The sequence below is a fragment of the Pseudomonas sp. LBUM1673 genome (assembly GCF_059695645.1).
Genome location: NZ_CP166780.1, coordinates 5968782 through 5993969 on the forward strand (window position 1 = coordinate 5968782; position 25188 = coordinate 5993969).

At 57.7% G+C, this 25188-nt stretch carries 27 protein-coding genes; 11 read left to right on the forward strand and 16 right to left on the reverse strand.

From position 1 onward, the window contains the following. Positions 1-14: 14 nt before the first annotated feature. The 3 genes from ACA044_RS27315 to ACA044_RS27325 form a co-directional block, all read right to left on the reverse strand. Positions 15-773, reverse strand: a complete 759-nt coding sequence (locus tag ACA044_RS27315; RefSeq protein ID WP_497444088.1) for an alpha/beta hydrolase family protein — start codon at positions 771-773, stop codon at positions 15-17. Next, positions 763-1872 carry a DUF3182 family protein gene (locus ACA044_RS27320; RefSeq protein WP_497444089.1) on the reverse strand — a complete coding sequence of 370 codons (1110 nt, stop codon included), beginning with the start codon at positions 1870-1872 and terminating at the stop codon, positions 763-765. Before ACA044_RS27320 ends, ACA044_RS27315 begins: the two co-directional genes overlap by 11 nt. Positions 1873-2184: 312 nt before the next feature. After that, complete coding sequence (locus tag ACA044_RS27325) at positions 2185-3180, reverse strand: GlxA family transcriptional regulator (RefSeq protein WP_497444090.1); 996 nt, start codon at positions 3178-3180, stop codon at positions 2185-2187. A 102-nt stretch (positions 3181-3282) separates the two neighbouring features. Between ACA044_RS27325 and ACA044_RS27330 the strand changes: the two genes are divergently transcribed. From ACA044_RS27330 to ACA044_RS27375, 10 genes are all read left to right on the forward strand, one after another. Further along, entirely contained in the window at positions 3283-3837 is a 555-nt protein-coding gene (locus ACA044_RS27330) for a cysteine hydrolase family protein (protein ID WP_497444091.1), read from the forward strand. A 370-nt stretch (positions 3838-4207) separates the two neighbouring features. Continuing rightward, positions 4208-4789, forward strand: coding sequence for a YjfI family protein (locus ACA044_RS27335; RefSeq protein WP_497444092.1), 582 nt, complete (start codon positions 4208-4210; stop codon positions 4787-4789). Positions 4790-4813: 24 nt separating this feature from the next. Then, on the forward strand, positions 4814-5512 hold the full coding sequence (locus ACA044_RS27340) for a PspA/IM30 family protein (RefSeq protein WP_497444093.1): 699 nt from the start codon (positions 4814-4816) through the stop codon (positions 5510-5512). Positions 5513-5731: 219 nt separating this feature from the next. Continuing rightward, positions 5732-6295 carry a rhomboid family intramembrane serine protease gene (locus ACA044_RS27345; protein ID WP_497444094.1) on the forward strand — a complete coding sequence of 188 codons (564 nt, stop codon included), beginning with the start codon at positions 5732-5734 and terminating at the stop codon, positions 6293-6295. Positions 6296-6366: 71 nt separating this feature from the next. After that, entirely contained in the window at positions 6367-7401 is a 1035-nt protein-coding gene (locus ACA044_RS27350) for an ion channel (protein WP_497444095.1), read from the forward strand. Then, a complete protein-coding gene (locus tag ACA044_RS27355; protein ID WP_497444096.1) occupies positions 7388-8062 on the forward strand; it encodes a DUF2491 family protein in 675 nt (224 codons plus the stop codon). The genes ACA044_RS27350 and ACA044_RS27355 overlap by 14 nt, the downstream gene beginning before the upstream one ends. A gap of 15 nt (positions 8063-8077) precedes the next feature. Then, positions 8078-8506 carry a DUF350 domain-containing protein gene (locus ACA044_RS27360; RefSeq protein ID WP_497444097.1) on the forward strand — a complete coding sequence of 143 codons (429 nt, stop codon included), beginning with the start codon at positions 8078-8080 and terminating at the stop codon, positions 8504-8506. Between the two features lie 19 nt (positions 8507-8525). After that, positions 8526-9254 (forward strand): DUF1190 domain-containing protein, encoded by a 729-nt coding sequence (locus ACA044_RS27365; protein WP_497444098.1) that lies wholly within the window; start codon positions 8526-8528, stop codon positions 9252-9254. 12 nt (positions 9255-9266) lie between these two features. After that, a complete protein-coding gene (locus tag ACA044_RS27370) occupies positions 9267-10424 on the forward strand; it encodes a glutathionylspermidine synthase family protein (protein ID WP_497444099.1) in 1158 nt (385 codons plus the stop codon). Positions 10425-10531: 107 nt separating this feature from the next. Continuing rightward, complete coding sequence (locus ACA044_RS27375) at positions 10532-12736, forward strand: OsmC domain/YcaO domain-containing protein (protein WP_497444100.1); 2205 nt, start codon at positions 10532-10534, stop codon at positions 12734-12736. A 64-nt stretch (positions 12737-12800) separates the two neighbouring features. Here the strand turns inward: ACA044_RS27375 and ACA044_RS27380 are convergent, their stop codons facing one another. Together ACA044_RS27380 and ACA044_RS27385 are read right to left on the reverse strand one after the other, a co-directional pair. Next, positions 12801-13322, reverse strand: coding sequence for a single-stranded DNA-binding protein (locus ACA044_RS27380; protein WP_007933689.1), 522 nt, complete (start codon positions 13320-13322; stop codon positions 12801-12803). A 9-nt stretch (positions 13323-13331) separates the two neighbouring features. Then, complete coding sequence (locus ACA044_RS27385) at positions 13332-14729, reverse strand: MFS transporter (protein WP_497444101.1); 1398 nt, start codon at positions 14727-14729, stop codon at positions 13332-13334. A gap of 191 nt (positions 14730-14920) precedes the next feature. Here ACA044_RS27385 and uvrA point away from each other — a divergent pair, with 191 nt between their 5' ends. Next, positions 14921-17755 carry an excinuclease ABC subunit UvrA gene (gene uvrA, locus ACA044_RS27390; protein WP_497444102.1) on the forward strand — a complete coding sequence of 945 codons (2835 nt, stop codon included), beginning with the start codon at positions 14921-14923 and terminating at the stop codon, positions 17753-17755. 63 nt (positions 17756-17818) lie between these two features. On the opposite strand, the gene bfr is transcribed toward uvrA, so the two are convergent. The 11 genes from bfr to rpmD all read right to left on the reverse strand — a co-directional run bounded on the left by bfr (position 17819) and on the right by rpmD (position 25188). Further along, positions 17819-18283 carry a bacterioferritin gene (gene bfr / locus ACA044_RS27395; protein ID WP_497444103.1) on the reverse strand — a complete coding sequence of 155 codons (465 nt, stop codon included), beginning with the start codon at positions 18281-18283 and terminating at the stop codon, positions 17819-17821. 155 nt (positions 18284-18438) lie between these two features. After that, positions 18439-19887, reverse strand: coding sequence for a catalase (locus ACA044_RS27400; protein WP_497444104.1), 1449 nt, complete (start codon positions 19885-19887; stop codon positions 18439-18441). Between the two features lie 211 nt (positions 19888-20098). After that, the gene (gene rplQ / locus ACA044_RS27405) at positions 20099-20485 is read right to left on the reverse strand and encodes a 50S ribosomal protein L17 (protein WP_007924175.1); all 387 of its coding nucleotides are present in this window, start codon (positions 20483-20485) and stop codon (positions 20099-20101) included. Positions 20486-20527: 42 nt separating this feature from the next. Further along, positions 20528-21529 (reverse strand): DNA-directed RNA polymerase subunit alpha, encoded by a 1002-nt coding sequence (locus ACA044_RS27410; RefSeq protein ID WP_003186012.1) that lies wholly within the window; start codon positions 21527-21529, stop codon positions 20528-20530. Between the two features lie 22 nt (positions 21530-21551). Continuing rightward, positions 21552-22172: a 30S ribosomal protein S4 gene (gene rpsD / locus ACA044_RS27415; protein WP_003176404.1), complete on the reverse strand. Its 621-nt coding sequence runs from the start codon at positions 22170-22172 to the stop codon at positions 21552-21554. An 18-nt stretch (positions 22173-22190) separates the two neighbouring features. Further along, positions 22191-22580: a 30S ribosomal protein S11 gene (rpsK, locus tag ACA044_RS27420; RefSeq protein ID WP_002555466.1), complete on the reverse strand. Its 390-nt coding sequence runs from the start codon at positions 22578-22580 to the stop codon at positions 22191-22193. 30 nt (positions 22581-22610) lie between these two features. Continuing rightward, positions 22611-22967 (reverse strand): 30S ribosomal protein S13, encoded by a 357-nt coding sequence (rpsM, locus tag ACA044_RS27425; RefSeq protein WP_003186020.1) that lies wholly within the window; start codon positions 22965-22967, stop codon positions 22611-22613. A 130-nt stretch (positions 22968-23097) separates the two neighbouring features. Continuing rightward, positions 23098-23214 (reverse strand): 50S ribosomal protein L36, encoded by a 117-nt coding sequence (gene rpmJ / locus ACA044_RS27430; RefSeq protein WP_002555468.1) that lies wholly within the window; start codon positions 23212-23214, stop codon positions 23098-23100. 27 nt (positions 23215-23241) lie between these two features. Then, entirely contained in the window at positions 23242-24570 is a 1329-nt protein-coding gene (secY, locus tag ACA044_RS27435) for a preprotein translocase subunit SecY (protein ID WP_008073883.1), read from the reverse strand. Next, positions 24571-25008 (reverse strand): 50S ribosomal protein L15, encoded by a 438-nt coding sequence (rplO, locus tag ACA044_RS27440; protein WP_007896782.1) that lies wholly within the window; start codon positions 25006-25008, stop codon positions 24571-24573. It lies immediately after the preceding gene. 3 nt (positions 25009-25011) lie between these two features. Then, a complete protein-coding gene (gene rpmD, locus ACA044_RS27445; RefSeq protein WP_003186033.1) occupies positions 25012-25188 on the reverse strand; it encodes a 50S ribosomal protein L30 in 177 nt (58 codons plus the stop codon).

Consider the following 25188-nt stretch of genomic DNA (forward strand, 5'->3'; position numbering starts at 1 on the left):
GACCACCGCAAATCTCAACTCGACTGAATAATGCTCAACCGCTCGCCCACCACCATTTCCGTGATCCAGCCAACGAGGATCGAGGTGTACGCCTGTTGCGAGACAGGCTCGCTCAAGGCGTGATCGGCACCGTCGATGATCCGGTGAGTCAGCGAGTGGGTCTGCTGACACGCGGCGCGGTAACTCATGATGGTCGCGTGGGGCACATAGGCGTCGGTCTCGGACTCCACCAGCAACACATCCCCGGTAAATTGCGAACAGGCATGCAACGCGCGATTGCTGTCGGCGCGGATCCGCGTGCTGCGGTAATCGCGCAAATCGATCTTGTCCAACTCACGCTTGGGCGTGTGCCAAAAGTCGTCGCGATACAACGCCGGCACCCGCAGCGCCAGCCAACGCACCGGGCGCAAGGAAGTCAGGATCGCCGCCAGGTAACCGCCATAACTGGTACCGACCACCGCGACAGCAGAAGTGTCGAGCGCCGGATGGGCGAGCAGTCGATCGTAGGCCGCCAGCAGGTCACGCAGGTTGTCTTCGCGGGTTATCCGGGACAACGGAATACCGGTCCCGCCAGTATGGCCGCGCAAGTCGAACGTCAGGCACACGCAACCCAACCCGGCAATGCCTTTGGCACGCTCCAGGTCGCGCTCCTGACTACCGCCCCAACCGTGGACGAAAAGCACCCCCGGAACTTTCGATTTGGGGCTGAGGAAGGTCCCGCTCATCTGTTCATCGTCGATGTCGATCGCAATGGTTTCGCTTCTAGCCGTCATAGGATTTGACCGTTACGTACTTGAGAAGAAAGTCACTGTGTTCCGCCGGTCCGCGGTAGACCTCGATGGCGTTGGCCGGCAGCGGTTGGTCGGTATAGGTTTCGACCGACGACACGCGAATCGCGCGCAGGCCGGGGTCGTTGACGAAGCTCTGCAACGCCGCGACTTCGGCGCTGCTGGCACCGCCCAGGCGCCAGGATTGTTCGAGCACGCCGCTGCGGTGTTTGCCGTTGCAGTCCAATCCCCGGGCAATGTCATAGTTGCGCCGCGAGGCGTAGAAACCGGGGTAGGCTTCATCCGCCGCGCTGTCGAATACCTGCGCCTGCTCGATCGCCAGCCTCACGTCGTCCGGCAGTTCCAGCGCCAGCAGATCCTCGTAATAACCCTGCACCACCAACAGGTTTGATCCTCCATAAACCTGCTCGCCCTGACCGTCTTCGGTCAAGTATTGATCACCGCAATAACTCAGCACTTTGTCGCCGATAAAACTCTGACCGACGCTGTGGGTGATCACCTCGGTCAAGTCCTGTTCCAGCACCACGCCTTCGGTGAGCAGTGTTTTGGCATCGGGGCGAGCGAGAATCGCATCAAACTGGTCGAGGCTTTTGATCACTTCCTGACCCCGTCCGGCGCAAGCATGGATAGGTTTGATGCGGATCGGGCCGCTATAGAGCAGGTGCTCCGCTGCCGGGCGCGCATCGTCCAGGGAGAACACACTGAGGCCATCGAGCACGACGCTGCGTACCCGTTCGGAAAACAACGGCGCCCAGCCTTCAGGCGCGAACGCATAGCGGTTCAACAACCCATGACTGATGGCTTTGGTGCAGATGAAGTCGTGGTCGACGTAACCGCCCCACAAATCCTCCGGCCCCTTGACGCCCAGTTGCCGGGCGGCGGCGACGCCTACCAGCGTTTGGGTCGGTAACAGATAAAGGTCACGGCCGCTGTGCAGCTGCGAGTCGTAACTGCCACCGTATTCGAGCCCGACGATCTGCGCCAGCCAACGGGCCAGGGCGCGATTGGTTTCGACTTCGTGCAGCGGCGCATCAGGCCGTACCGAATGGGCGAGCACGAGTTTCTTGCGGTTTGTTGGGGTCATGCGTTCCCCTTCAATCTGCGCGTGATGAATGTAGCTGAAGAGGTGCAGAGATCAGGCCAACGGCGACTGGAAAGAAACGGTTTTTAAATCAGCCAGTTGCGAAACAGGTGGTAGCACAAGGCCTGTTTTATTCTGCACGACACCTTTCAATGCTCCCGGCATTTTGCACGACCAAAGCCTGGCACAGATCCCATGTGGGAGCGGCGGTGCGACTTGCTCGCGAATGCGGTGGGTCAGTTAGCATCAATTTCGACTGATAGACCGCTTTCGCGAGCAAGCCCGCTCCCACAATGGGTGCTGCGGTGATGCTCGCTACCGAGCCACGGCCGCGGTCGCAGACACCCCAAACCGCACACGGTAATCACTCGGCGCCAGCCCGGTAATCTTCTTGAAGATCGCCCGAAACGCACTCGGGTCCTGATAACCCACGGTCCAGGCAATATGATCAATGGTGCCGTTGGTGAACTCGAGCATTTCCCGCGCCTTGCCGACTCGCAGGTGTTGGCAGTACTCGGTGGGTTTCAACCCGGTCGCCGCACGAAAACGCCGCAGGAAGGTGCGCTCTTCCAGGCCCGCCCGCTCGGCCATTGCCGCCAACGAGACATCGGTCGCCCCGGTGCTTTGCAGCCAATGCTGGACCTTGAGAATCGCCCCGTCGCCATGGCTGAGAATCGGCGAAAAGTTGCTGCCGCACTCGCTCGCGCTGTCGCTGTGTTCCACCACCAGAAACCGCGCCGTGGCGGTGGCGATGCTCGGTCCGAGCAAGCGGTTCACCAGCCGTAACCCCAACTCTGACCAGGCCATCAACCCGGCAGTGGTGATCAGGTCACCGTCGTCGACGATGGGCGTATCGGCCTTGAGCTTGATCGCCGGGTAACGCTCGGCGAAGGCCTTGGCCGAGGTCCAGTGGGTGGTGGCGCTACGGCCGTCGAGCAGACCGCTTTCGGCCAACAAAATAGAACCCACACAGACTCCGCCGAGAGTCGCACCGTTGGCGTGTTGCTGACGAAGCCAGCGAATCAGCCCCTGGGGCGCCTGCCCCTCGGAAAAACCTCCGATCGAGGGCGGGATCAACACGGCGACCAATGCCCCGGCCGGACCGGGCTGAGAGTCATAGATCCGCCCGGGCACCTGATCGTCCTCGACCTGCCAATGACTGACCCGCAGCAACGGTAGCTGTGCCGCCTGATGCTCGGCAGCGATCCTGTTAGCCACGCCGAACAGGTCCGTCAGCCCATGCACCGCCGCCATCTGCGCACCGGGATAGATCAGTACCCCCAGTTCGGCGACAGCCCTTTCCATACCCATTGTCAGTTTTCCCCCTTCTATTGTCGGTGTGGCCAATCCTCGAACGGAGGGCCAGCACCAATACTTCATTCCACACCCAATACACACTTCAAGGAAACAGTCATGGCCAAGCAAGCACTCATCGTAGTCGATATCCAAAACGACTACTTCCCCCAGGGCAAGTGGCCGCTGGTGGGCGCCGACGCCGCAGCAGACAACGCCGCGCGGTTGATCCAGGCGTTTCGCGAGGCCGGTGATCCGGTGGTGCACATCCGCCACGAATCCACCTCCGACGCCGCACCGTTCTTCACCCCTGGCTCCGACGGCGCGAAGTTGCACCCCAAAGCCCTCAACCGCGCCGACGAGCCGGTGGTGCTCAAACACTTCGTCAACTCATTCCGCGAAACCGAACTGGAGTCGATCCTCGACCAGCAAGGCATCGAGCACCTGGTGGTGGTCGGCAGCATGAGCCACATGTGCATCGACGGCATCACCCGCGCCGCCGCCGACCTTGGTTACACCGTCACGGTGATCCACGACGCCTGTGCCACCCGCGATCTGGAGTTCAACGGCGTCACGGTTCCGGCCGCCCACGTCCACGCCGCCTTCATGTCAGCCCTGGGTTTTGCCTATGCAAGCGTGGTGTCCACCGACGATTTTCTGGCTGCCAGCCACTAAGCCGTTTGCCAAGCGCTGATCGACGCCAATAGGCCAATCAGTGCGAAACCTGTGGGAGCGGGCTTGCTCGCGAAAGCGGTGTATCAGGCAACAGCAATGTTGACTGTGCCGCCGCTTTCGCGAGCAAGCCCGCTCCCACATGGCCTTCTTTTGCCTTACGCCTACCGACAGTCGAAAAATCTCACGCGTGAGCTATTGAAGGCCGTAAAAATTGCCTGTAGTGTTTCTCACGCGTGAGTTATTTCACAACGGGGTCAGCACCATGAAAAGCAGCTCTCCATCAGATCCGCCTACCGGGTCTGTTACCGATTCAGCGAGCCGCAAGGGAGAGCGCTCGAAACCGTCCGCGAAAAAACCATCCAGCTTCTACATGAAGCAGATGCGCGCGGGCCTGGGTGCCGCCGGGTATGTGAAACACGAGACTTGGGTGCTTCCCGAAAACCGAAGCCTGCTCAAGCAGATGGAGAAACAGCTACGCCAACCGATTCTGGCTGGCTCATTCATGTCGGAGAATTACATGAGCGCAGGTAATAACTGGAACATCGACCGCCTCTACAGCGCCCTTCAGGCCCTCGACGAAGTGGTTACGAACGAAATCACCCTCTCCCTCGTTCAAGGCTCCGAGTCCAGCATCAAGCTGGAAATGAACGATTTCGGTGGCTTGCCGATTTACATCGCAGTGGTTGGCGATCAGGTCATCGTCGATACCGTTCTGGTCGATGTCGAGTCCATCAACGACGTACCGGCCTTCAATGATGCCGTTCTGCGCAGCCGGGAAATGTTCCCGCTGTCCTCGATCGGTATCGAGTCCATGCCCAACGGGCAGATCGTTTACAACATGTTCGGCGCGCTGAGCTCCGACTCCAGCCTGACCAACGTCGTGACCGAGGTCAAAACCCTCGTCGACAACGTCCAGCGTGCCAGCGAAGCCTTCGAACGTTTCTTCATTTAATTTTTCGGGAACAGGAAATATCCAATGACTCAGTCCATCTGGAGCAAATTGTTCACCGCGCTGCGTGGCGGTGCCACCGAAGTCGGCGAGTCGATCGTCGACCAACAGGCCCTGCGCATCCTCGACCAGGAAATTCGCGATGCTGACAGCGCGCTGGCCAACGCCAAGCGTGAGCTGGTCACCATCATGGCCAAGCACAAACTGTCGGCTGATCGCGTCAGCGAGTACAACGCCAAGATCAAAGACCTGGAATCCAAGGCCCTGGCCGCGATCCAGGCCAGCCGCGAAGACCTGGCACTGGAAGTGGCCGAAGCCATTTCGACCCTGACCAATGAACTGGATGTCGAGCAAAAGCAGGCCACCGAATTCGGCGGCTACGCGGACAACATGCGCAAAGACATCACCAAAGCCGAAAACCGCATCAAAAGCCTGCGTCAGCAAGTGGACATGGCCAAGGCTCGTGAAAGCGTCCAGAAAGCCCAGGTCAGTGCTTCGATCGCCAGTGGCGGCGCCAACGGCAAGCTGGAAACCGCCGTTGGTACGCTGAACCGCCTGCAAGCCAAGCAGCAGCAACGCGCCGCTGAACTGCAAGCCCAGGACCAACTGGCCGATGCGTCGACCGGTACCGACCTGGAACGCAAGCTTCGTGAAGCCGGAATCACGCCGAACGAAGGCAGCGCCAATGCGATTCTGGAACGCCTGAAGAAAAAATCGGCTGAGTAATTCGCCAAGCCGCGGAACCTGCGGGAGCGGGCTTGTGTGGCGAGGGGGCTTGCCCCCGTTGGGGCGCGAAGCGCACCTGAAACCGGTCACCGCAATCTTGAATTAGAAAGCGGTGACCGGTTTTACGACTGCTTCGCAGTCGAACGGGGGCAAGCCCCCTCGCCACACAAGCCCGCTCCCACATGGATTGCCCTTCTTTTTGTCGAGTCGAGGTCAAGGATGGATGCCCTCAAGGGTTTCAAGACAATCGCAGGCGTGGCCATCTTCATGGTTGTGCTGCAAGTGCTCAATGCTGCGACCGGCTATAGCCTTACAGCCTTCGGCCTGGTTCCGAGAACTCTGCACGGACTGGTCGGCATCATCACCTCGCCGTTCTTGCACGGGTCCTTTGCGCACCTGAGCACCAACCTGATTGCTTTTTTGATCCTCGGCACCCTGGTCATTATCGAAGGGCTCAACCGGTTCATGGCCGTCAGCGCTATCATTATTTTGCTGGGCGGCTCGCTGATCTGGCTGTTCGGTTTTGCAGGCGTACATATCGGTGCCAGCGGATGGGTATTCGGGCTGTGGGCGTACCTCCTGTCGCGCGCCTGGTTCCAGAGGAGCTGGAGCAACCTGATCACGGCCAGTGTCGTAGTCCTGCTCTATGGCGGGCTGATTTTTGGCTTCCTTCCTCGCCAGGGTATTTCCTTCGAAGGACATATCTTTGGTGCGATCGCCGGATTTATTGCAGCCAAGGTACTTTTATCTACGCCGCGCAGCAGGTTTAATGCCGCCCGGTAACCGCACTTGAGCACTCAGACGCCAGAGCGATTACGTCGCCAGGAATGAGCCCCCACGGAGTCAGGGATGTAATGTCGATTTTCCTTTTGTTGCGCACGTACGCCTCGTCCTTCTTCCATCGGTTCGGCTGGGCAGGCCTGGCCATTGCGTTGGGCGTACACCTGACCACCGCCTGGCTGGGTCTGGTGCTTCTGGGCGAACAACACCTCACCGCCCCCGCCACGTTTACCTACTTCTATCTCACCACCACGCTCACCGTCGGCTATGGCGATCTCGCGCCACAGACATCCGCGGGACGAATTTTCGTGGCTACCTGGGTCATGCTCGGGGGCATTGCGCTGCTGACGGCAGCCATCGGCAAAACCACCAGCAGTGTCATCGATGTATGGAGAAAAGGCATGAAGGGCAAAGGCGATTTCACCGGCAAGGTCGGCCACACCGTTCTCATCGGCTGGGAAGGCGCGTCCAGCGAGCGGGTGATTGAATTATTGCTGCAGGACGAAACGTCCAATGACAACCTGATCGTCATTTGCGATTGCACCCTTGAAGAAAACCCCATGCCGGGCAAAGCGGCCTTTATCAAAGGCGAAAGCCTGTCCGCTGCCGCGCTTTTGCTGCGTGCCGGCGTGCCTGGTGCCGAACGCGTACTGGTACGAACCCATTCAGACGATCTGACCCTGGCCACCGTGCTGGCGGTCAATCAACTGAGCCCTGTCGGGCATGTGGTCGCCCACTTCAATGAAAGTGAAATCGCTGCCCTTGCCAGCGCCTACGCACCCAGCCTGGAATGCACCTCAAGCATGGCCATCGAGATGTTGGTGCGCGCCTCTCAGGATCCGGGCTCGTCAGTGGTCATCAATGAATTACTGTGCGTAGGTCAAGGCGCCACCCAATACCTGATGCGACTGCCCGAGACCTTTGAAGCAACCTTCGGCGATCTGTATGCACAGATGAAAGAGCACCATAACGCTACCCTCATCGGCTACCGCGCCAAAGGCGCCCGGCACCCTTCGATCAACCCGCCCGGCGCCACTCGCGTTGAAGGCGGTGAACTCTTCTACATCGCCTCCACTCGCCTCAAGGAAATCTCCAATGGGATGGTTTAAACAATTGATGGGGCTTGAGGCCCCGAAAGCGAATACGGAATCGAAATGGACAGCCGACGAAACCCAGCCGGTCACAGGTCCGCTGGGTTTGGCATTGGGCAAAGGCGTGATGTTCGACACGACCCTGAAATTGTTGCTCGACGGCAACACCGCTGTGACCATCCCTGGCTCCCAGCAGATCTGGAGCGCCGGCACCATTGAGCTCGGGCAGTCGACCTGGCTGTCGCGCTATTACATGAACGACGAGGAATACTGGCTGCAAGTGCACACCACCGGCGACATCGCCGGACAGGTCGAGTCGGTGATCCTGTTCAATTACCTCAGTTACATCACTATCAACAGCGAATCCGAACTGCGTCGGCTGGCCGGTCCTCAAAGCTTGATCGGCCTGCCGACCTACACCCACAACGGTGTCGAATACACCCGTGAATGGGGCACCGAGGACGGCCAGACGGAACTGGTGGCGCTGAGCGAACGCCTGAAAAACCCGGATGAGTCCTACAGCATCGAGCACCGTTCGATGCTGTACGCCCGTGAAACCGGCCTGACCGATCGCCGGGAATTCCTGCTTTTTTCCGTCGAAGAAGACGCCGAAGGCACCATCAGCTTGAGCACCTCGCTGGGCATTTCGCTGTACACCACTGACCTGAACACTTTTTAAATAAGGAAGAAGTCCATGCTTGAAGCGCTCTCCATCTCCCTGAACAAAGCCGCCGTGCTCGGGTTTGTTTTGTACATCCTCGGCGCCGCCGTGCTGTTCTCGCTGTTCCAGTTCATCTACACCCGAATCACCCCGCACAGGGAGTTCGAACTGATCCGTTCGGGCAACGTGGCGGCGGCGATCGCCCTGGGAGGCGCCATCGTCGGCTTCGCCATTCCGGCCAGCAATGTGATTGCCTACTCGATCAGCATTCTGGACTTCGTCGTCTGGGCAGTGATCGCCGCTTTCGTGCAACTGCTGGCGTTTTTGATGACCAGCCTGGTGCTTAAAGGCGCCTCTGAACGCATTAAAAAAGGCGAAATCGCTGCGGGTATCTATATCGCGGCAGTGGCCATCAGCGTCGGCATGTTGAACGCCGCGTGCATGACCCCTTCCCAGAACTGATTGCGCCACGGAGATCCCGATGAAACGAAGCAAGTACGTTCAGCTCTCGCTGGCAGCGTCGGTCGCCATGGCGATATCAGGTTGCGGGCAGGCGGAAAAAACCTACGAGATACACAAAAAGTACAACTTCCAGTCCGTCCAGCAGTGCGCCGATGAAAAGCTCCCGGTCGACATCTGTTCTGACGCCTATATGAAGGCCATGGGGCAGCATCGAAGCATTGCGCCGGTGTACGACAACCAGGCTGATTGCGACGCCGACTTTGTCGCCGACTGGTGTCAGCAGGATTCCGCCGGCAAGTTCATCCCCAAGCTCGGCGGTTTCGAGCTGAGTGCCGATGGCGAAGTGACGCAATCCGAAGTAGACGCAGCCAAGTCAAAATTACCCGCTTCGGAAGCGGCTGCCGCCGGGTCGGGATTCTCCGGCAGCAGCCTGCTGACCGGACTATTGATCGGCAACATGCTCAGCAGCAACCGCAACAGCTACTACTCCGAGCCGGTCTACCGCTATCGCGATGATCGCGGCAGCTACTCGTCCTCGACACTCAGCCAGCGGGTATCGTCAGGTTCAACCTTCGGCAGGTCCAATCAGGCGCGCTACGGCAGCAGTAGCAGTTACACCGACACCATCACCCGCAGTAAGCCGGTGTCTGTTGCGGCCTCCACTTCCCGCGGCGGCTTCGGCAGCCAGGCCAGCGCACGCAGCGGCTGGGGCGGATCGAGCAAGAGTTTTGGCGGGTCGAGCAGTTAAGGAAAAAGGGCCATGAAGAAAATCCTCTGCGCAGAGCGTCATGACTGGAAACAGACCGCCGACAGTCTCGGCTTTCTGTTCCATACCATCGACGACGAACCCTATTGGGACGAGAGCGCGTATTACCAGTTCACGCTCAAGCAGATCGAGAACGATCTCGAAGACCCGACCACCGAGATTCATGAGATGTGCATGGATCTGGTGGCCCGAGTGGTTCAGAGCGAGGAGTTGCTGGAGCGCCTGAGCATTCCCGCACCGTTCTTCGACATGATTCGTACTTCATGGCTCGAAGGCCACCCGCACCTGTATGGGCGTATGGACTTCTCCTACAACGGCACCGGGCCCGCCAAGCTGCTGGAACTGAACTACGACACGCCGACCAGCCTGTATGAGGCCGCGGCGTTTCAGTGGGGCTGGTTGGAGCAATGCATCGAACGTGGCTTGCTGCCCAAGCATGCCGACCAGTTCAATAGCATCGACACCAAGCTGCATCAGGCCTTTGCGCAACTGCAGCTCAAGAAACCGTTCTATTTTGCTTCGATGAAAGACTCGGTCGAAGACAAAGGCACCACCGATTACCTGCGCTTGGTCGCGGAAAAAGTCGGCATCGAATCGCGGCACATCGATATCGAAGACATTGGCCTCACCAGTGACGGGCGTTTCGTCGACCTCGAAGATCGCTGGATCCCTCACCTGTTCAAACTGCATGCCTGGGAGTTCATCTTCCACGAACCCTTCGGCGCAGCGATTGCGCAGAGCGACACACAGTTTTTCGAGCCGGCCTGGAAATCCATCATCTCCAACAAGGGCATCCTGCCGCTGCTGTGGGAGTTCAACAAAGGTCACCCGAACCTGCTCGCGGCGCACCTGGATACAGACCCGGGCAAAGCGGTGCCCAAAGGCTGGGTGCGCAAACCCTTCTTCTCCCGGGAAGGCGCCAACATCGAACTGCAAACCGCTGAGGGTCTGATCGTGAAAGAGGACGGCCCCTACACCGACGCGCCGTTTATCCTTCAGGAATTCGCCCCGCTGCCGAAGTTTGGCGACAGCTTTACGCTGGTGGGTTCCTGGGTGATTGGCGATCAGGCAGCCGGTATTGGCGTGCGGGAAGACAATAGTTTGATCACCAAGGATTCGAGCCGGTTCTTACCGCACCTGATACTCGACTGACCCATCCATCGCCGGTGTGGACATAAGTAAGATGCCCGCAAGACTTACGGCTGAAATACCGGATAATGGCGGCCAAATCGTCTAGCCCGTTACTCTGGTAATCCCCCATGGAAATCAAGGTCAACTTTCTCGACAACCTTCGGCTTGAAGCCAAGTTCGATGACTTCACGGTGGTGGCCGATCAACCTATCCGCTACAAGGGCGATGGCTCGGCACCGGGTCCGTTCGATTACTTTCTGGCTTCATCGGCTTTGTGTGCGGCCTATTTCGTGAAGTTGTACTGCGACACTCGCAGTATTCCCACCGAGAACATCCGCCTGTCGCAGAACAACATTGTTGACCCGGAAAACCGCTACAACCAGATTTTCAAGATCCAGGTCGAGTTGCCGGCGGACATCTCCGACAAGGACCGCCAGGGCATCCTGCGTTCCATCGACCGCTGCACCGTGAAAAAAGTGGTGCAAGCCGGACCTGAGTTTGTGATCGAAGAAGTCGAAAACCTCGACGCCGATGCCCAGGCGTTGCTAATGCCTGCGTCTAATTCAGAGGCAAGCACTTATATTGCGGGCAAGGATCTGCCGCTGGAGCAAACCATCGCCAATATGTCGGCCATTCTGGCGGACCTGGGCATGAAGATTGAAATCGCCTCGTGGCGCAATATCGTGCCCAATGTGTGGTCGCTGCATATCCGCGATGCACACTCGCCGATGTGCTTTACCAATGGTAAGGGTACGACCAAGGAAGGCGCGTTGGCGTCGGCGTTGGGCGAGTTTATCGAGCGACTCAACTGCAACTTCTTCTACAACGACCAGTTCTGGGGCGAAGACATCGCCAACGCAGCGTTTGTACACTATCCGGACGAACGCTGGTTCAAGCCTGGCCGAAAAGATGAGCTGCCAACTGAAATGCTCGACGAGTACTGCCTGAAGATTTACAACCGCGACGGCGAGTTGCGTGGCTCCCATCTGATCGATACCAACTCGGGCAATGAAGAGCGCGGCATCTGCTCGCTGCCGTACGTGCGCCAGTCAGACGGCGAGGTGGTGTATTTCCCGTCCAACCTGATTGAAAACCTGTTCCTGAGCAACGGCATGAGTGCCGGTAACACGCTGGCCGAAGCCCAGGTGCAGTGCCTGTCGGAGATCTTCGAGCGCGCGGTAAAACGCGAAATCATCGAAGGTGAATTTGCACTGCCGGATGTGCCAGCCAACGTGCTGGCGAAGTACCCCGGGATACTGGCCGGTATTCAGGCGCTGGAAGAGCAAGGGTTCCCCGTGTTGGTGAAGGATGCGTCCCTGGGCGGTGAATTCCCGGTGATGTGTGTCACGTTGATGAACCCGCGTACCGGCGGTGTGTTCGCCTCGTTCGGCGCGCATCCGAGCCTGGAAGTGGCGCTGGAGCGCAGCCTGACCGAATTGTTGCAGGGCCGCAGCTTCGAAGGCCTCAACGACCTGCCCCAGCCGACTTTTGAAGGTCATGCGGTGACCGAACCGAATAACTTCGTCGAGCACTTTATCGACTCCAGCGGCGTGGTGTCGTGGCGATTCTTCAGTGCCAAGTCGGATTACGAATTCGTGGAGTGGGATTTCTCCGGCCAGGGTGAAAACTCGAACGCCGAGGAAGCCGCGACCTTGTTCGGCATTCTCGAAGGCATGGGTAAGGAAGTGTACATGGCGGTCTACGAGCATATCGGTGCGAAGGCATGCCGCATCCTGGTGCCGAACTATTCGGAAATCTATTCCGCGGACGATCTGATCTGGGATAACACCAACAAAGCGCTGTTTTTCCGCGCCGACATCCTGAACCTGCATCGCCTGGACGAAGACGAACTGCAGGCACTGGTTGAGCGTCTGGTGGAAAGTGAGCTGGACGACTACACCGACATCACCACCTTGATCGGCATCGAATTTGACGACAATACGGCTTGGGGTCAGCTGACGATCCTGGAGTTGAAGCTGCTGATTTATCTCGCCTTGCAGCAATTTGAAGAGGCGAAAGAGGCGGTGGAAATGTTCCTGCAGTACAACGACAACACGGTTGAGCGTGGCTTGTTCTACCAGGCCGTCAATGTGGTGCTGGAGATGAAGCTGGACGAAGACCTGGAACTGGAAGACTACGAGGCCAATTTCCGCCGGATGTTTGGCAACGAGCGGACAGATGCAGCAATCGGATCGGTGGACGGCAGCGTGCGCTTCCATGGCTTGACGCCCACCAGCATGAAACTGGAGGGGCTCGACAGGCACCTGCGGTTGATCGATAGCTACAAGAAACTGCACTCGGCACGGGCCAATGTGACCACTTTATTCAGTTAACAGCGCCCACAAAAAAAAAGCGAAGCCAGATCAATGGCTTCGCTTTTTTATTACTTACTGTTTTTTAGAACGGAATATCGTCATCAAAGCTGTCGAAATCCGGAGCCGGCTGCGGAGCTGCCTGCGGTGGAGCCGGGCGCGACTGTTGCGGTGCCGACTGCTGTGGACGCGGAGCCTGTTGGCGTGGGGCTGGAGCGGATTGTTGGTAGTTATTGCCCCCACCTTGTTGGTCGCCCTGTTGTGGACGGCCGCCCAGCAGTTGCATGGTGCCTTGCATGTCGACCACGATTTCGGTGGTGTAACGCTTGATACCGTCTTTTTCCCACTCGCGGGTCTGCAACTTGCCTTCGATGTAGACCTGCGAACCTTTGCGCAGGTATTCGCCGGCAATTTCGGCTACCTTGCCGAACATCGAAACACGGTGCCATTCGGTCTTCTCGACCTTCTGACCGGTTTGCTTGTCGGTCCACTGTTCGCTGGTCGCCAGACTCAGGTTGGTCACGGCGTTACCGTTAGGCAAGTAGCGAACTTCGGGATCCTGGCCGCAAGTGCCGACCAATATGACTTTGTTAACCCCACGGGCCATAACGTTCTCCTAGGCTACGCACGCTGCCCCGGCCGGGTTGTTCACCAGGCGCTCAAGGGTGGTGCGATCCAATAGTTCGGTGTCCAATTTGATGTAAATCGCCGCTTCGTCTGCGACGATCACTGCATCTGTTACCCCTACGACGGCCTTCAGGCGCTCGACCAGACCCGCTTCGCGGATCGCCTCGGGCGACAACGGCAAGCGCAGGCTCGTCACGTAAGGTGGTTCGCGCATGGTAACAGCAAAGGCCAGCCAGAGGGCAGCCAGGCCGGCGCATCCGAGGAATACAACCGACAAACCGCCGTGCTGGAACATCCAGCCGCCGAGGATCCCACCCAGCGCCGAACCAAGGAACTGACTGGTGGAATAGACCCCCATCGCCGTGCCCTTGCCACCTGCCGGTGAAACCTTGCTGATCAGCGACGGTAACGAAGCTTCCAGCAGATTGAACGCGGTGAAGAACACCACCGTCCCGATCACCAGAGCCCGCAAGCTGTCGCCGAACTGCCAGAAGAATAGCTCAGTGAGCATCAGCGTCAGCACGGCGCCCAATAAAACTCGTTTCATTTTGCGTTTCTTCTCGCCGTAGATAATGAACGGGATCATGGCGAAGAAAGAAATCAGCAGCGCAGTCAGGTACACCCACCAGTGCTGCTCCTTGGGCAAACCGGCTTTTTCGACCAGCGCCAGGGGCAATGCGACGAAGCTCGACATCAACATCGCGTGCAACACAAAAATACCCAGGTCCAGACGCAGCAGGTCCGGGTGCTTGAGCGTCGGTATCAGCGCCTGACGCGCAACGCCGGACTCGCGGTGCTGCAGCGGGCCGGTTGCGCGCGGCACCATGAACATCACAATGACGATGCCCACCAGCGCCATGCCGCCGGTGGCGAAGAACAATCCGGACAGGCCGAAAGCACGGGTCAGCAACGGTCCGACAACCATGGCGACAGCGAACGACAGACCGATCGTCATGCCGATCATGGCCATGGCTTTGGTCCGATGCTGTTCCCGGGTCAGGTCCGATAGCAACGCCATGACCGCCGCGGAAATCGCCCCGGCGCCTTGCAGGATACGTCCGGCAATGACGCCCCAGATCGAATCTGCATTGGCCGCCAGCACGCTACCCAGCGCGAAGACGATAAGCCCCACGTAAATCACCGGACGTCGACCGATGCGGTCGGAAATGAAGCCGAAAGGAATCTGAAAGATCGCCTGGGTCAAGCCGTAAGCACCAATCGCCAACCCGATGAGGGCCGGGGTCGCTCCTGCCAGGTCCATCCCATAGGTCGCCAGTACCGGCAACACCATGAACATGCCAAGCATACGGAAGGCGAACACCAGGGCCAGACCGCTTGCTGCGCGCGTCTCATTGCCACTCATGCGTTCGCTGTGGGGATCGTGCATGGAAAAACCTCATGTGAACCGGCGGCGATTCTACCAGTCCCATCGATTGACGGGGTATATCGCGACGCTATGACGCGCACAGATGACGCAGTCTTCATGCAAGGCTTCACGCCCCTCATTTGATAGTGTGCATCCATCCAGTATTTGGTCGTATACTCCTACGTTTTCGACGCCCGCCGAGCGAGGCCACTTTGGACAAGATCCTGATTCGTGGGGCCCGAACCCACAACCTGAAGAACATCGACCTGACCCTGCCACGGGACAAACTGATCGTCATCACCGGCCTGTCCGGATCCGGCAAGTCGTCCCTGGCCTTCGACACGCTGTACGCCGAAGGCCAGCGCCGTTATGTCGAATCGCTGTCGGCCTACGCCCGGCAGTTCCTGTCGATGATGGAAAAACCTGACGTCGACACCATCGAAGGTCTGTCGCCAGCGATCTCCATCGAACAGAAATCGACCTCGCACAACCCGCGCTCGACGGTTGGCACCATCACCGAAATCTACGACTACCTGCGCCTGCTCTACGCTCGCGTCGGTATTCCGCGCTGCCCGGATCACGACACTCCACTGGAAGCCCAGACCGTCAGCCAGATGGTCGACCTGGTGCTGGCACAACCGGAAGGCAGCAAACTGATGCTGCTGGCCCCGGTGATCCGCGAGCGCAAAGGTGAACATCTTTCAGTTTTCGAAGAACTGCGCGCCCAAGGCTTTGTTCGAGCCCGGGTCAATGGAAGGCTCTGCGAGCTGGACGAGTTGCCGAAGCTGGATAAACAGAAAAAACACTCGATCGATGTGGTGGTCGACCGCTTCAAGGTCCGCGCCGATCTGCAACAGCGCCTGGCCGAGTCGTTCGAGACGGCTTTGAAGCTGGCAGATGGCATTGCGCTGGTTGCGCCGATGGACGACGAGCCCGGCGAAGAGATCATCTTCTCCGCGCGCTTCGCCTGCCCGATTTGTGGCCACGCCATCAGTGAGCTGGAACCCAAGCTGTTCTCTTTCAACAACCCGGCCGGCGCCTGCCCGACTTGCGATGGTCTGGGTGTGAAGCAGTTCTTCGACATTAAGCGACTGGTGAACGGCGAGCTGACGCTGGCCGAGGGTGCGATTCGCGGATGGGACAGGCGCAACGTCTATTACTTCCAGATGCTCGGGTCGCTGGCTTCGCACTACAAGTTCAGCCTTGAAGTGCCGTTCAACGAACTGCCGGCCGATCAGCAGAAATTCATTCTGCACGGCAGCGGCTCGCAGAATGTCGACTTCAAGTACCTGAACGACCGTGGCGACATCGTCAAACGCTCACACCCGTTCGAAGGCATCGTGCCGAACCTGGAACGCCGCTACCGCGAAACCGAATCGGCTTCGGTCCGTGAAGAACTGGCCAAATTCCTCAGCACCCAGCCCTGCCCGGATTGCCGCGGCACCCGTCTGCGTCGTGAGGCGCGGCACGTGTGGGTTGGCGAGAAGACCTTGCCGGCAGTGACCAACCTGCCGATCGGCGATGCCTGTGAATATTTCGGTGTGCTGAAACTCACCGGCCGCCGTGGAGAAATTGCCGACAAGATTCTCAAGGAAATCCGCGAGCGGCTGCAGTTTCTGGTCAACGTGGGCCTGGACTATCTGTCCCTGGATCGCAGTGCCGACACGCTGTCTGGTGGTGAAGCCCAACGGATTCGTCTGGCCAGTCAGATCGGCGCCGGCCTGGTGGGGGTTCTGTACATCCTGGATGAACCGTCAATTGGCCTGCATCAACGAGACAACGACCGGCTGCTGGGCACCCTCAAGCACCTGCGGGACATCGGCAACACGGTGATCGTGGTCGAGCATGACGAAGACGCTATTCGTCTGGCCGACTATGTGGTCGATATCGGCCCGGGCGCAGGTGTGCACGGCGGGCATATCGTCGCCGAAGGAACACCAGCCGAGGTCATGGCACACCCTGATTCGCTGACCGGCAAGTATTTGTCGGGCCGAGTAAAGATCGCCGTTCCAGCCAAACGCACGCCACGTAACAAGAAGTTGTCGCTGGCCCTCAAAGGCGCTCGCGGCAACAATTTGCGCGATGTCGACCTGGAGATTCCGATCGGTCTGCTGACTTGCGTGACCGGTGTCTCCGGCTCGGGCAAGTCAACGCTGATCAACAACACGCTGTTTCCTTTGAGCGCTACAGCACTCAATGGGGCAACGACTCTGGAAGCGGCTGCTCACGACAGCATTAAAGGTCTGGAACATCTGGACAAGGTTGTGGACATCGATCAGAGCCCGATCGGTCGCACGCCGCGCTCCAACCCGGCAACGTATACCGGGCTGTTCACGCCGATTCGCGAATTGTTCGCCGGCGTACCGGAATCCCGCTCTCGCGGTTACGGGCCGGGACGTTTCTCCTTCAACGTGAAAGGCGGACGCTGCGAAGCCTGTCAGGGCGACGGTCTGATCAAGGTGGAAATGCACTTCCTGCCGGATATCTATGTCCCGTGCGACGTCTGCAAGAGCAAGCGTTACAACCGCGAGACTCTGGAGATCAAGTACAAGGGCAAGAGCATCCACGAAACCCTCGAAATGACCATCGAGGAAGCCCGGGTGTTCTTCGACGCCGTTCCAGCCTTGGCGCGCAAGCTTCAGACGTTGATGGACGTAGGCCTTTCGTACATCAAGCTGGGGCAATCGGCGACGACGCTCTCAGGGGGTGAAGCCCAGCGGGTGAAACTGTCCCGCGAACTGTCCAAGCGCGATACCGGCAAGACCCTGTACATTCTCGACGAACCCACCACCGGCCTGCACTTCGCCGATATCCAGCAACTGCTCGACGTGCTGCATCGTCTGCGCGACCACGGTAATACCGTGGTGGTGATCGAGCACAACCTGGACGTGATCAAGACCGCCGACTGGTTGGTGGACCTGGGGCCGGAAGGCGGCTCCAAGGGTGGTCAGATCATTGCCGTTGGTACGCCGGAAGAAGTGTCGGAGATGAAGCAGTCTCACACCGGCTACTACCTCAAGCCGCTACTGGCTCGCGACAGGGCCTGAATCGGGCCCATGAAAAAGCCCCTGTCACTTCATCAGTGACAGGGGCTTTTTTGTGCAACAGCGTCAGAACTGCGATTGCAGATAATTTTCCAGACCGATCAGCTTGATCAAACCCAGCTGTTTCTCCAGCCAATAGGTGTGATCTTCCTCGGTATCGTTCAGCTGAATGCGCAGGATTTCGCGGCTGACGTAGTCCTTGTGCAGCTCGCAAAGCTCGATGCCCTTACAGAGAGCTGCGCGAACTTTATATTCCAGTCGCAGGTCAGCGGCGAGCATGTCAGGCACGGTGGTGCCGACATCCAGATCGTCCGCACGCATCCGCGGAGTACCTTCGAGCATGAGGATCCGACGCATCAGAGCGTCAGCGTGCTGCGCCTCTTCTTCCATCTCGTGGTTGATACGTTCGTAGAGCTCGGTGAAACCCCAGTCCTCGTACATCCGTGAATGGATGAAATATTGATCACGGGCTGCCAGTTCGCCTGTCAGCAACGTGTTGAGGTAATCGATTACGTCTGGGTGACCTTGCATCGCCCTACATCTCCCTGCTTGAAAGTCTGTAGTTTGAACCAACCTGACCGGAAGGTCACTCGCCCGACGCGACAAAAGCGAAGATATTCTGAGAAAAACAGTTTAAATAACGCAAAAACCGCCAAAATGAGGGCGGTTCTGCTTATCGTTTAGACTTAGTTAAGCTGTACGTTGAGCGCCTTTGCGATTGCTTCTCCATACGCTGGGTCGGCCTTGAAGAAATGCTGCAATTGGCGATCAAGCACATCGCTGGAAACACCAGCCATTGCGCCGGCAATGTTGTTGACCAGCAGGTTTTTCTGCTCCTCGCTCATCAAACGGAACAACGCACCGGCGTGGCTGTAGTAGTCGGTATCTTCGCGATGATCGTAACGATCAGCCGCGCCGCTCAAGGCCAAAGCAGGTTCCGCGTAACGCGGTGCCTGTTTCGGTGACTCTACGTAGCTGTTCGGCTCATAGTGTGGCGCTGCACCACCGTTGCTGCCAAACGCCATGGAGCCGTCGCGCTGGTAGGTGTTGACCGGGCTGCGAGGTGCATTCACCGGCAGTTGCTGGTGATTGGTACCCACTCGGTAGCGGTGAGCATCGGCGTAGGCGAATACACGACCTTGCAGCATGCGGTCAGGCGACAGACCGACACCCGGGACCATATTGCTCGGCCCGAATGCGGCCTGCTCGACTTCAGCGAAGTAGTTCAGCGGATTGCGGTTGAGCTCCAACTCACCCACTTCGATCAACGGAAACTCTTTCTGCGACCAGGTCTTGGTCACGTCGAACGGGTTCTCGTAGTGAGCCGCGGCCTGGGCCTCGGTCATGATCTGAATGTTGACACTCCATTTCGGGAAGTCACCACGTTCGATGGCGCCGAACAGGTCACGTTGTGCGTAATCCGGATCAGTACCAGCCAGGCGCGCCGCTTCCGCCGGGGCGAGGTTCTTGATCCCTTGCTTGGTTTTGTAGTGCCACTTCACCCAGTGACGCTCGCCATTGGCGTTGATCAGGCTGTAAGTGTGGCTACCAAAGCCATGCATGTGACGGTAACCGTCAGGGATGCCGCGGTCCGAGAACAGAATGGTGACTTGGTGCAATGCCTCAGGCGAATGCGACCAGAAATCCCACATCATCTGCGCGCTTTTCAGGTTGCTCTGCGGCAGGCGCTTCTGAGTGTGGATAAAGTCGGGGAATTTCAGCGGATCACGGATGAAAAACACCGGTGTGTTGTTGCCGACAATGTCCCAGTTGCCTTCCTCGGTGTAGAACTTCAGGGCAAAACCGCGTGGATCACGCTCGGTGTCCGCCGAACCGCGTTCGCCGCCCACGGTGGAGAAGCGCAGGAAGGTCGGGGTTTGTTTGCCAACGGACTCAAACAGCTTGGCACTGGTGTACGGGGTGATATCGCGAGTCACGGTGAACGTACCGTAAGCACCCGAACCTTTGGCGTGCACTCGACGCTCAGGGATATTTTCACGGTTGAAGTGAGCAAGCTTCTCGATCAGATGGAAATCGTCGAGCAGCAAAGGGCCACGAGGGCCGGCGGAGCGGGAATTCTGGTTGTCAGCAACAGGAGCGCCACTGGCGGTCGTAAGCGTTTTATTCTGGCTCATGCGATCTCTTCCTCTGTCAGTCTTGGAACTGCCGGCTAATCGGCTGGGAGGGAGTATTAACCATGCGCATGGCACCATCAAATTCATTACATTGTGGGCAGTGATAGAAATTTTCTAACGATATCGGAGATGGATAGTCAAAGGGCCACACTTTTCAGACGCGCACAAAAAACCGGGCACTAGGCCCGGTTCCTTGTTTCAGACTGACGTCTTACTCAGCGGATACAGCTTCACCGCCGACAGCACGATCAACCAACTCGACGTACGCCATAGGCGCGTTGTCGCCAGCGCGGAAACCGCACTTGAGGATGCGCAGGTAGCCACCCTCACGGGTAGCGTAACGCTTGCCCAGGTCGTTGAAGAGCTTACCAACGATAGCTTTCGAACGAGTACGGTCGAAAGCCAGACGGCGGTTAGCCAGGCTGTCTGTCTTGGCCAAAGTGATCAGCGGCTCAGCAACGCGACGCAGTTCTTTGGCTTTTGGCAGTGTAGTTTTGATCAGCTCGTGCTCGAACAGCGACACCGCCATGTTTTGAAACATGGCCTTGCGGTGCGAGCTGGTGCGGCTCAGGTGACGACCACTTTTACGATGACGCATGGTTCATTCCTTACCAAACACAACGTTCGGTGATTACGACGATCAGGCAGTCGCCTTGTCGTCCTTCTTAAGACTTGCAGGCGGCCAGTTGTCGAGGCGCATGCCGAGGGACAGACCGCGGGAGGCCAGAACGTCCTTGATTTCAGTCAAGGATTTCTTGCCAAGGTTCGGAGTCTTCAACAGCTCTACTTCGGTACGCTGAATCAGGTCACCGATGTAGTAGATGTTTTCCGCCTTAAGGCAGTTAGCCGAACGTACAGTCAGTTCCAGATCGTCAACCGGGCGAAGCAGGATCGGATCGATCTCGTCTTCCTGCTCAACAACCACTGGCTCACTGTCACCTTTGAGGTCGACGAACGCAGCCAACTGCTGTTGCAGGATGGTTGCAGCGCGGCGAATGGCCTCTTCAGGATCCAGGGTACCGTTGGTTTCCAGATCAATAACCAGCTTGTCCAGGTTGGTACGCTGTTCGACACGGGCGTTTTCCACCACGTATGCGATACGGCGAACCGGGCTGAACGAAGAGTCAAGCTGCAAGCGACCGATGCTGCGGCTTTCGTCTTCATCGCTCTGACGCGAGTCTGCCGGTTCATAACCACGACCACGAGCTACGGTGAGCTTCATGTTCAGGGCGCCGTTAGACGCCAGGTTAGCGATTACGTGATCGGGGTTAACGATCTCGACATCATGATCCAGCTGAATATCGGCAGCGGTAACCACCCCCGAACCCTTCTTCGACAAGGTCAGCGTAACTTCGTCACGACCGTGCAGCTTGATAGCCAGACCTTTAAGGTTCAACAGGATTTCAATTACGTCTTCCTGTACACCTTCGATGGCGCTGTACTCGTGGAGCACACCGTCAATCTCGGCCTCGACTACTGCACAGCCGGGCATTGAGGACAACAGGATGCGGCGCAGCGCGTTGCCCAGGGTGTGGCCAAAACCACGCTCGAGAGGCTCGAGAGTGATCTTGGCGCGGGTTGGACTGACAACCTGCACATCAATATGGCGGGGTGTCAGGAACTCATTTACCGAAATCTGCATGGATGCACCTATTTTCTAGCCCTTACTTGGAGTAGAGCTCGACAATCAGGCTTTCGTTGATGTCGGCGGACAGATCACTGCGAGCTGGAACGTTCTTGAAAACGCCCGACTTCTTCTCAGTGTCTACTTCTACCCATTCTACGCGGCCACGCTGGGCACACAGATCGAGAGCTTGGACAATGCGAAGTTGGTTCTTTGCTTTCTCGCGAACTGCGACCACGTCACCAGCACGAACCTGGTAAGACGGAACGTTTACGGTCTGACCGTTAACGCTGATCGACTTGTGCGATACCAGCTGACGGGATTCGGCACGAGTAGAGCCAAAACCCATACGGTATACAACGTTGTCCAGACGGCATTCGAGCAGTTGCAACAGGTTTTCGCCAGTTGCGCCTTTCTTGCCAGCAGCTTCTTTGTAGTAGCCGCTGAATTGACGCTCGAGAACGCCGTAGATACGACGGACCTTCTGCTTTTCACGCAGTTGGGTGCCGTAATCGGACTGGCGACCGCGGCGTTGGCCGTGGATACCAGGTGCTGCTTCGATGTTGCACTTCGATTCGATCGCGCGCACGCCGCTCTTCAGAAAGAGATCGGTGCCTTCGCGACGAGCGAGTTTGCATTTTGGACCAATGTAACGAGCCATTCTTTACAATCTCCTGGATTACACGCGGCGCTTCTTCGGCGGACGGCACCCGTTGTGCGGGATTGGCGTCACGTCGGTGATGCTGGCGATCTTGTAGCCACAGCCGTTCAAAGCGCGGACTGCGGATTCACGACCTGGGCCTGGACCTTTGACGTTAACGTCGAGGTTTTTCAGGCCGTATTCCAGCGCAGCTTGACCAGCACGTTCAGCAGCTACTTGAGCAGCGAACGGGGTGGACTTGCGGGAACCGCGGAAACCCGAACCACCGGAGGTAGCCCAGGAAAGAGCGTTGCCTTGACGGTCGGTGATGGTCACGATTGTGTTGTTAAAAGAAGCATGGATGTGGGCGATGCCATCAACCACTGTCTTTTTAACTTTTTTACGAGGACGAGCAGCAGGTTTAGCCATGATTAATTTCCTGTCGATTCGCTGGGGCGATTACTTGCGGATCGGCTTACGCGGACCTTTACGGGTACGCGCGTTAGTCTTGGTACGCTGACCGCGCACTGGAAGACCACGACGATGACGCAGACCGCGATAGCAACCGAGGTCCATCAAACGCTTGATTTTCATGTTGATTTCGCGACGCAGGTCACCTTCAGTGGTGAACTTCGCCACTTCGCCACGCAGCTGTTCAATCTGCTCGTCGCTCAGATCTTTGATCTTTGCGGCTGGGTTTACCCCAGTCACTGCACAAATTTTCTGTGCAGTAGTGCGACCAACACCATAGATGTAGGTCAGCGAGATAACAGTATGCTTGTTATCTGGAATGTTAACGCCTGCAATACGGGCCATTCAGTGGGACTCCAATTGACAGCTACCTACGCCCCGGAAGCCAAGAAATAGGGCGCGAGATAATATCGCTGTAATAACAAATAATCAACCCGGCAGCGCACTAGCTGCCGGGCTTGAAGCACAATCACACTCAGCCTTGGCGCTGTTTGTGACGCGGTTCCGCGCTGCAAATTACTCGAACAACACCTTCGCGGCGAATAATCTTGCAGTTACGGCACAGCTTTTTCACCGATGCACGAACTTTCATCACCAACTCCTCGAACCTTATGGGTACTCAGCGCAACATGCCGCTGCCGTAACCCTTCAGGTTGGCTTTCTTCATCAGGGATTCGTACTGGTGCGAAACGAGGTGCGATTGTACTTGAGACATGAAGTCCATCACAACCACGACGACGATCAGCAACGAGGTCCCGCCAAGGTAGAACGGAACGTTTGCTGCAACCACCAGGAACTGGGGCAACAGGCACACGGCCGTCATATATAGAGCACCGAACAGGGTCAAACGAGTCAGAACGCCATCAATGTAGCGCGCAGACTGCTCACCTGGACGGATGCCCGGAATAAAGGCACCGGACTTCTTCAGGTTTTCCGCTACGTCTTTCGGATTGAACATCAACGCCGTATAGAAGAAGCAGAAGAAAATAATCCCTGCACTAAACAGCAGAATATTCAACGGCTGACCAGGAGCGATCGACTGCGAGATGTCCTGCAGCCAGCCCATACCTTCAGACTGACCAAACCAGGTACCCAACGAAGCCGGGAACAGCAAAATGCTGCTCGCGAAAATGGCTGGAATAACACCGGCCATGTTCACCTTCAACGGCAAGTGGCTAGTCTGCGCAGCAAAGACCTTACGGCCCTGTTGACGCTTGGCGTAATGAACAGCAATACGACGCTGACCACGCTCAATGAACACCACGAAACCGATAATCGCTACTGCCAGCAAACCGATGGCAACCAAGGCAAAAATGTTGATATCACCCTGACGCGCAGACTCGAAAGACTGCCCGATCGCTCTCGGAAGACCGGCGACGATACCTGCGAAAATCAACATCGAGATACCGTTGCCAACACCACGCTCAGTAATCTGCTCACCCAGCCACATCATGAACATCGCACCAGCCACAAAAGTGGATACCGCGACGAAATGGAAGCCAAAGTCACCAGTGAACGAAACGCCCTGCCCCGCCAGACCAATGGACATGCCAATTGCCTGAACGAGAGCGAGGACGACAGTGCCGTAGCGGGTGTACTGAGCGATCTTGCGACGCCCAGCTTCACCTTCCTTCTTCAACTGTTCCAGCTGCGGGCTGACGGCGGTCATCAGCTGCATGATGATCGATGCCGAAATGTACGGCATGATCCCCAGTGCAAAGATGCTCATCCGTTCCAGCGCGCCGCCGGAAAACATGTTGAACAAGCTAAGAATGGTCCCCTCATTCTGTCGAAACAGGTCCGCGAGTCGGTCCGGGTTGATACCTGGAACCGGGATGTGTGCGCCTATTCGGTAGACGATAATCGCCAAGAATAGAAAACGCAGACGAGCCCAGAGTTCAGACATACCGCCTTTGCCGAGCGCAGAGAGAGCACCTTGCTTAGCCATTTATTCCTCGAACTTGCCGCCAGCTGCTTCGATAGCCGCACGCGCACCTTTGGTGGCGCCGATTCCCTTTCCGATGGTAACAGCGCGAGTAACTTCGCCGGACAGCATGATTTTCACACGCTGTACGTTGACGTTGATCACGTTGGCATCTTTCAGGGACTGCACGGTGACGATGTCGCCTTCCACTTTAGCCAGCTCGGACAAACGCACTTCTGCGCGATCCATGGCTTTCAGGGAAACGAAACCGAACTTCGGCAGGCGACGATGCAGCGGCTGTTGACCGCCTTCAAAGCCTGGAGCAATGGTGCCACCGGAGCGGGAGGACTGACCTTTGTGGCCGCGGCCACCGGTCTTGCCCAAACCACTACCGATACCACGGCCCGGACGATGCTTTTCGCGACGGGAACCCGGCGCTGGACTCAGATCATTGAGTTTCATCGATTAACCCTCGACACGCAGCATGTAGTAAGCCTTGTTGATCATCCCGCGATTCTCGGGAGTATCAAGTACTTCTACAGTGTGACCGATGCGACGCAGACCCAGACCCTTAACGCACAGTTTGTGGTTAGGGATGCGGCCGGTCATGCTTTTGATCAGCGTAACTTTAACGGTAGCCAT

Coding starts and splice junctions, on each gene's coding strand:
- secY (WP_008073883.1), bottom strand. CDS start 24,570: ATGGCTAAGCAAGGTGCTCTCTCTGCGCTCGGCAAAGGCGGTATGTCT.
- rpmD (WP_003186033.1), bottom strand. CDS start 25,188: ATGGCTACCGTTAAAGTTACGCTGATCAAAAGCATGACCGGCCGCATC.
- ACA044_RS27320 (WP_497444089.1), bottom strand. CDS start 1,872: ATGACCCCAACAAACCGCAAGAAACTCGTGCTCGCCCATTCGGTACGG.
- ACA044_RS27360 (WP_497444097.1), top strand. CDS start 8,078: ATGCTTGAAGCGCTCTCCATCTCCCTGAACAAAGCCGCCGTGCTCGGG.
- rplQ (WP_007924175.1), bottom strand. CDS start 20,485: ATGCGTCATCGTAAAAGTGGTCGTCACCTGAGCCGCACCAGCTCGCAC.
- rpmJ (WP_002555468.1), bottom strand. CDS start 23,214: ATGAAAGTTCGTGCATCGGTGAAAAAGCTGTGCCGTAACTGCAAGATT.
- ACA044_RS27365 (WP_497444098.1), top strand. CDS start 8,526: ATGAAACGAAGCAAGTACGTTCAGCTCTCGCTGGCAGCGTCGGTCGCC.
- ACA044_RS27335 (WP_497444092.1), top strand. CDS start 4,208: ATGAAGCAGATGCGCGCGGGCCTGGGTGCCGCCGGGTATGTGAAACAC.
- ACA044_RS27400 (WP_497444104.1), bottom strand. CDS start 19,887: ATGAGCCAGAATAAAACGCTTACGACCGCCAGTGGCGCTCCTGTTGCT.
- ACA044_RS27410 (WP_003186012.1), bottom strand. CDS start 21,529: ATGCAGATTTCGGTAAATGAGTTCCTGACACCCCGCCATATTGATGTG.
- ACA044_RS27340 (WP_497444093.1), top strand. CDS start 4,814: ATGACTCAGTCCATCTGGAGCAAATTGTTCACCGCGCTGCGTGGCGGT.
- rpsK (WP_002555466.1), bottom strand. CDS start 22,580: ATGGCTAAACCTGCTGCTCGTCCTCGTAAAAAAGTTAAAAAGACAGTG.
- ACA044_RS27315 (WP_497444088.1), bottom strand. CDS start 773: ATGACGGCTAGAAGCGAAACCATTGCGATCGACATCGACGATGAACAG.
- ACA044_RS27345 (WP_497444094.1), top strand. CDS start 5,732: ATGGATGCCCTCAAGGGTTTCAAGACAATCGCAGGCGTGGCCATCTTC.
- ACA044_RS27380 (WP_007933689.1), bottom strand. CDS start 13,322: ATGGCCCGTGGGGTTAACAAAGTCATATTGGTCGGCACTTGCGGCCAG.
- ACA044_RS27330 (WP_497444091.1), top strand. CDS start 3,283: ATGGCCAAGCAAGCACTCATCGTAGTCGATATCCAAAACGACTACTTC.
- bfr (WP_497444103.1), bottom strand. CDS start 18,283: ATGCAAGGTCACCCAGACGTAATCGATTACCTCAACACGTTGCTGACA.
- ACA044_RS27370 (WP_497444099.1), top strand. CDS start 9,267: ATGAAGAAAATCCTCTGCGCAGAGCGTCATGACTGGAAACAGACCGCC.
- ACA044_RS27375 (WP_497444100.1), top strand. CDS start 10,532: ATGGAAATCAAGGTCAACTTTCTCGACAACCTTCGGCTTGAAGCCAAG.
- rpsM (WP_003186020.1), bottom strand. CDS start 22,967: ATGGCCCGTATTGCAGGCGTTAACATTCCAGATAACAAGCATACTGTT.
- ACA044_RS27355 (WP_497444096.1), top strand. CDS start 7,388: ATGGGATGGTTTAAACAATTGATGGGGCTTGAGGCCCCGAAAGCGAAT.
- rpsD (WP_003176404.1), bottom strand. CDS start 22,172: ATGGCTCGTTACATTGGTCCAAAATGCAAACTCGCTCGTCGCGAAGGC.
- ACA044_RS27385 (WP_497444101.1), bottom strand. CDS start 14,729: ATGCACGATCCCCACAGCGAACGCATGAGTGGCAATGAGACGCGCGCA.
- rplO (WP_007896782.1), bottom strand. CDS start 25,008: ATGAAACTCAATGATCTGAGTCCAGCGCCGGGTTCCCGTCGCGAAAAG.
- ACA044_RS27350 (WP_497444095.1), top strand. CDS start 6,367: ATGTCGATTTTCCTTTTGTTGCGCACGTACGCCTCGTCCTTCTTCCAT.
- ACA044_RS27325 (WP_497444090.1), bottom strand. CDS start 3,180: ATGGGTATGGAAAGGGCTGTCGCCGAACTGGGGGTACTGATCTATCCC.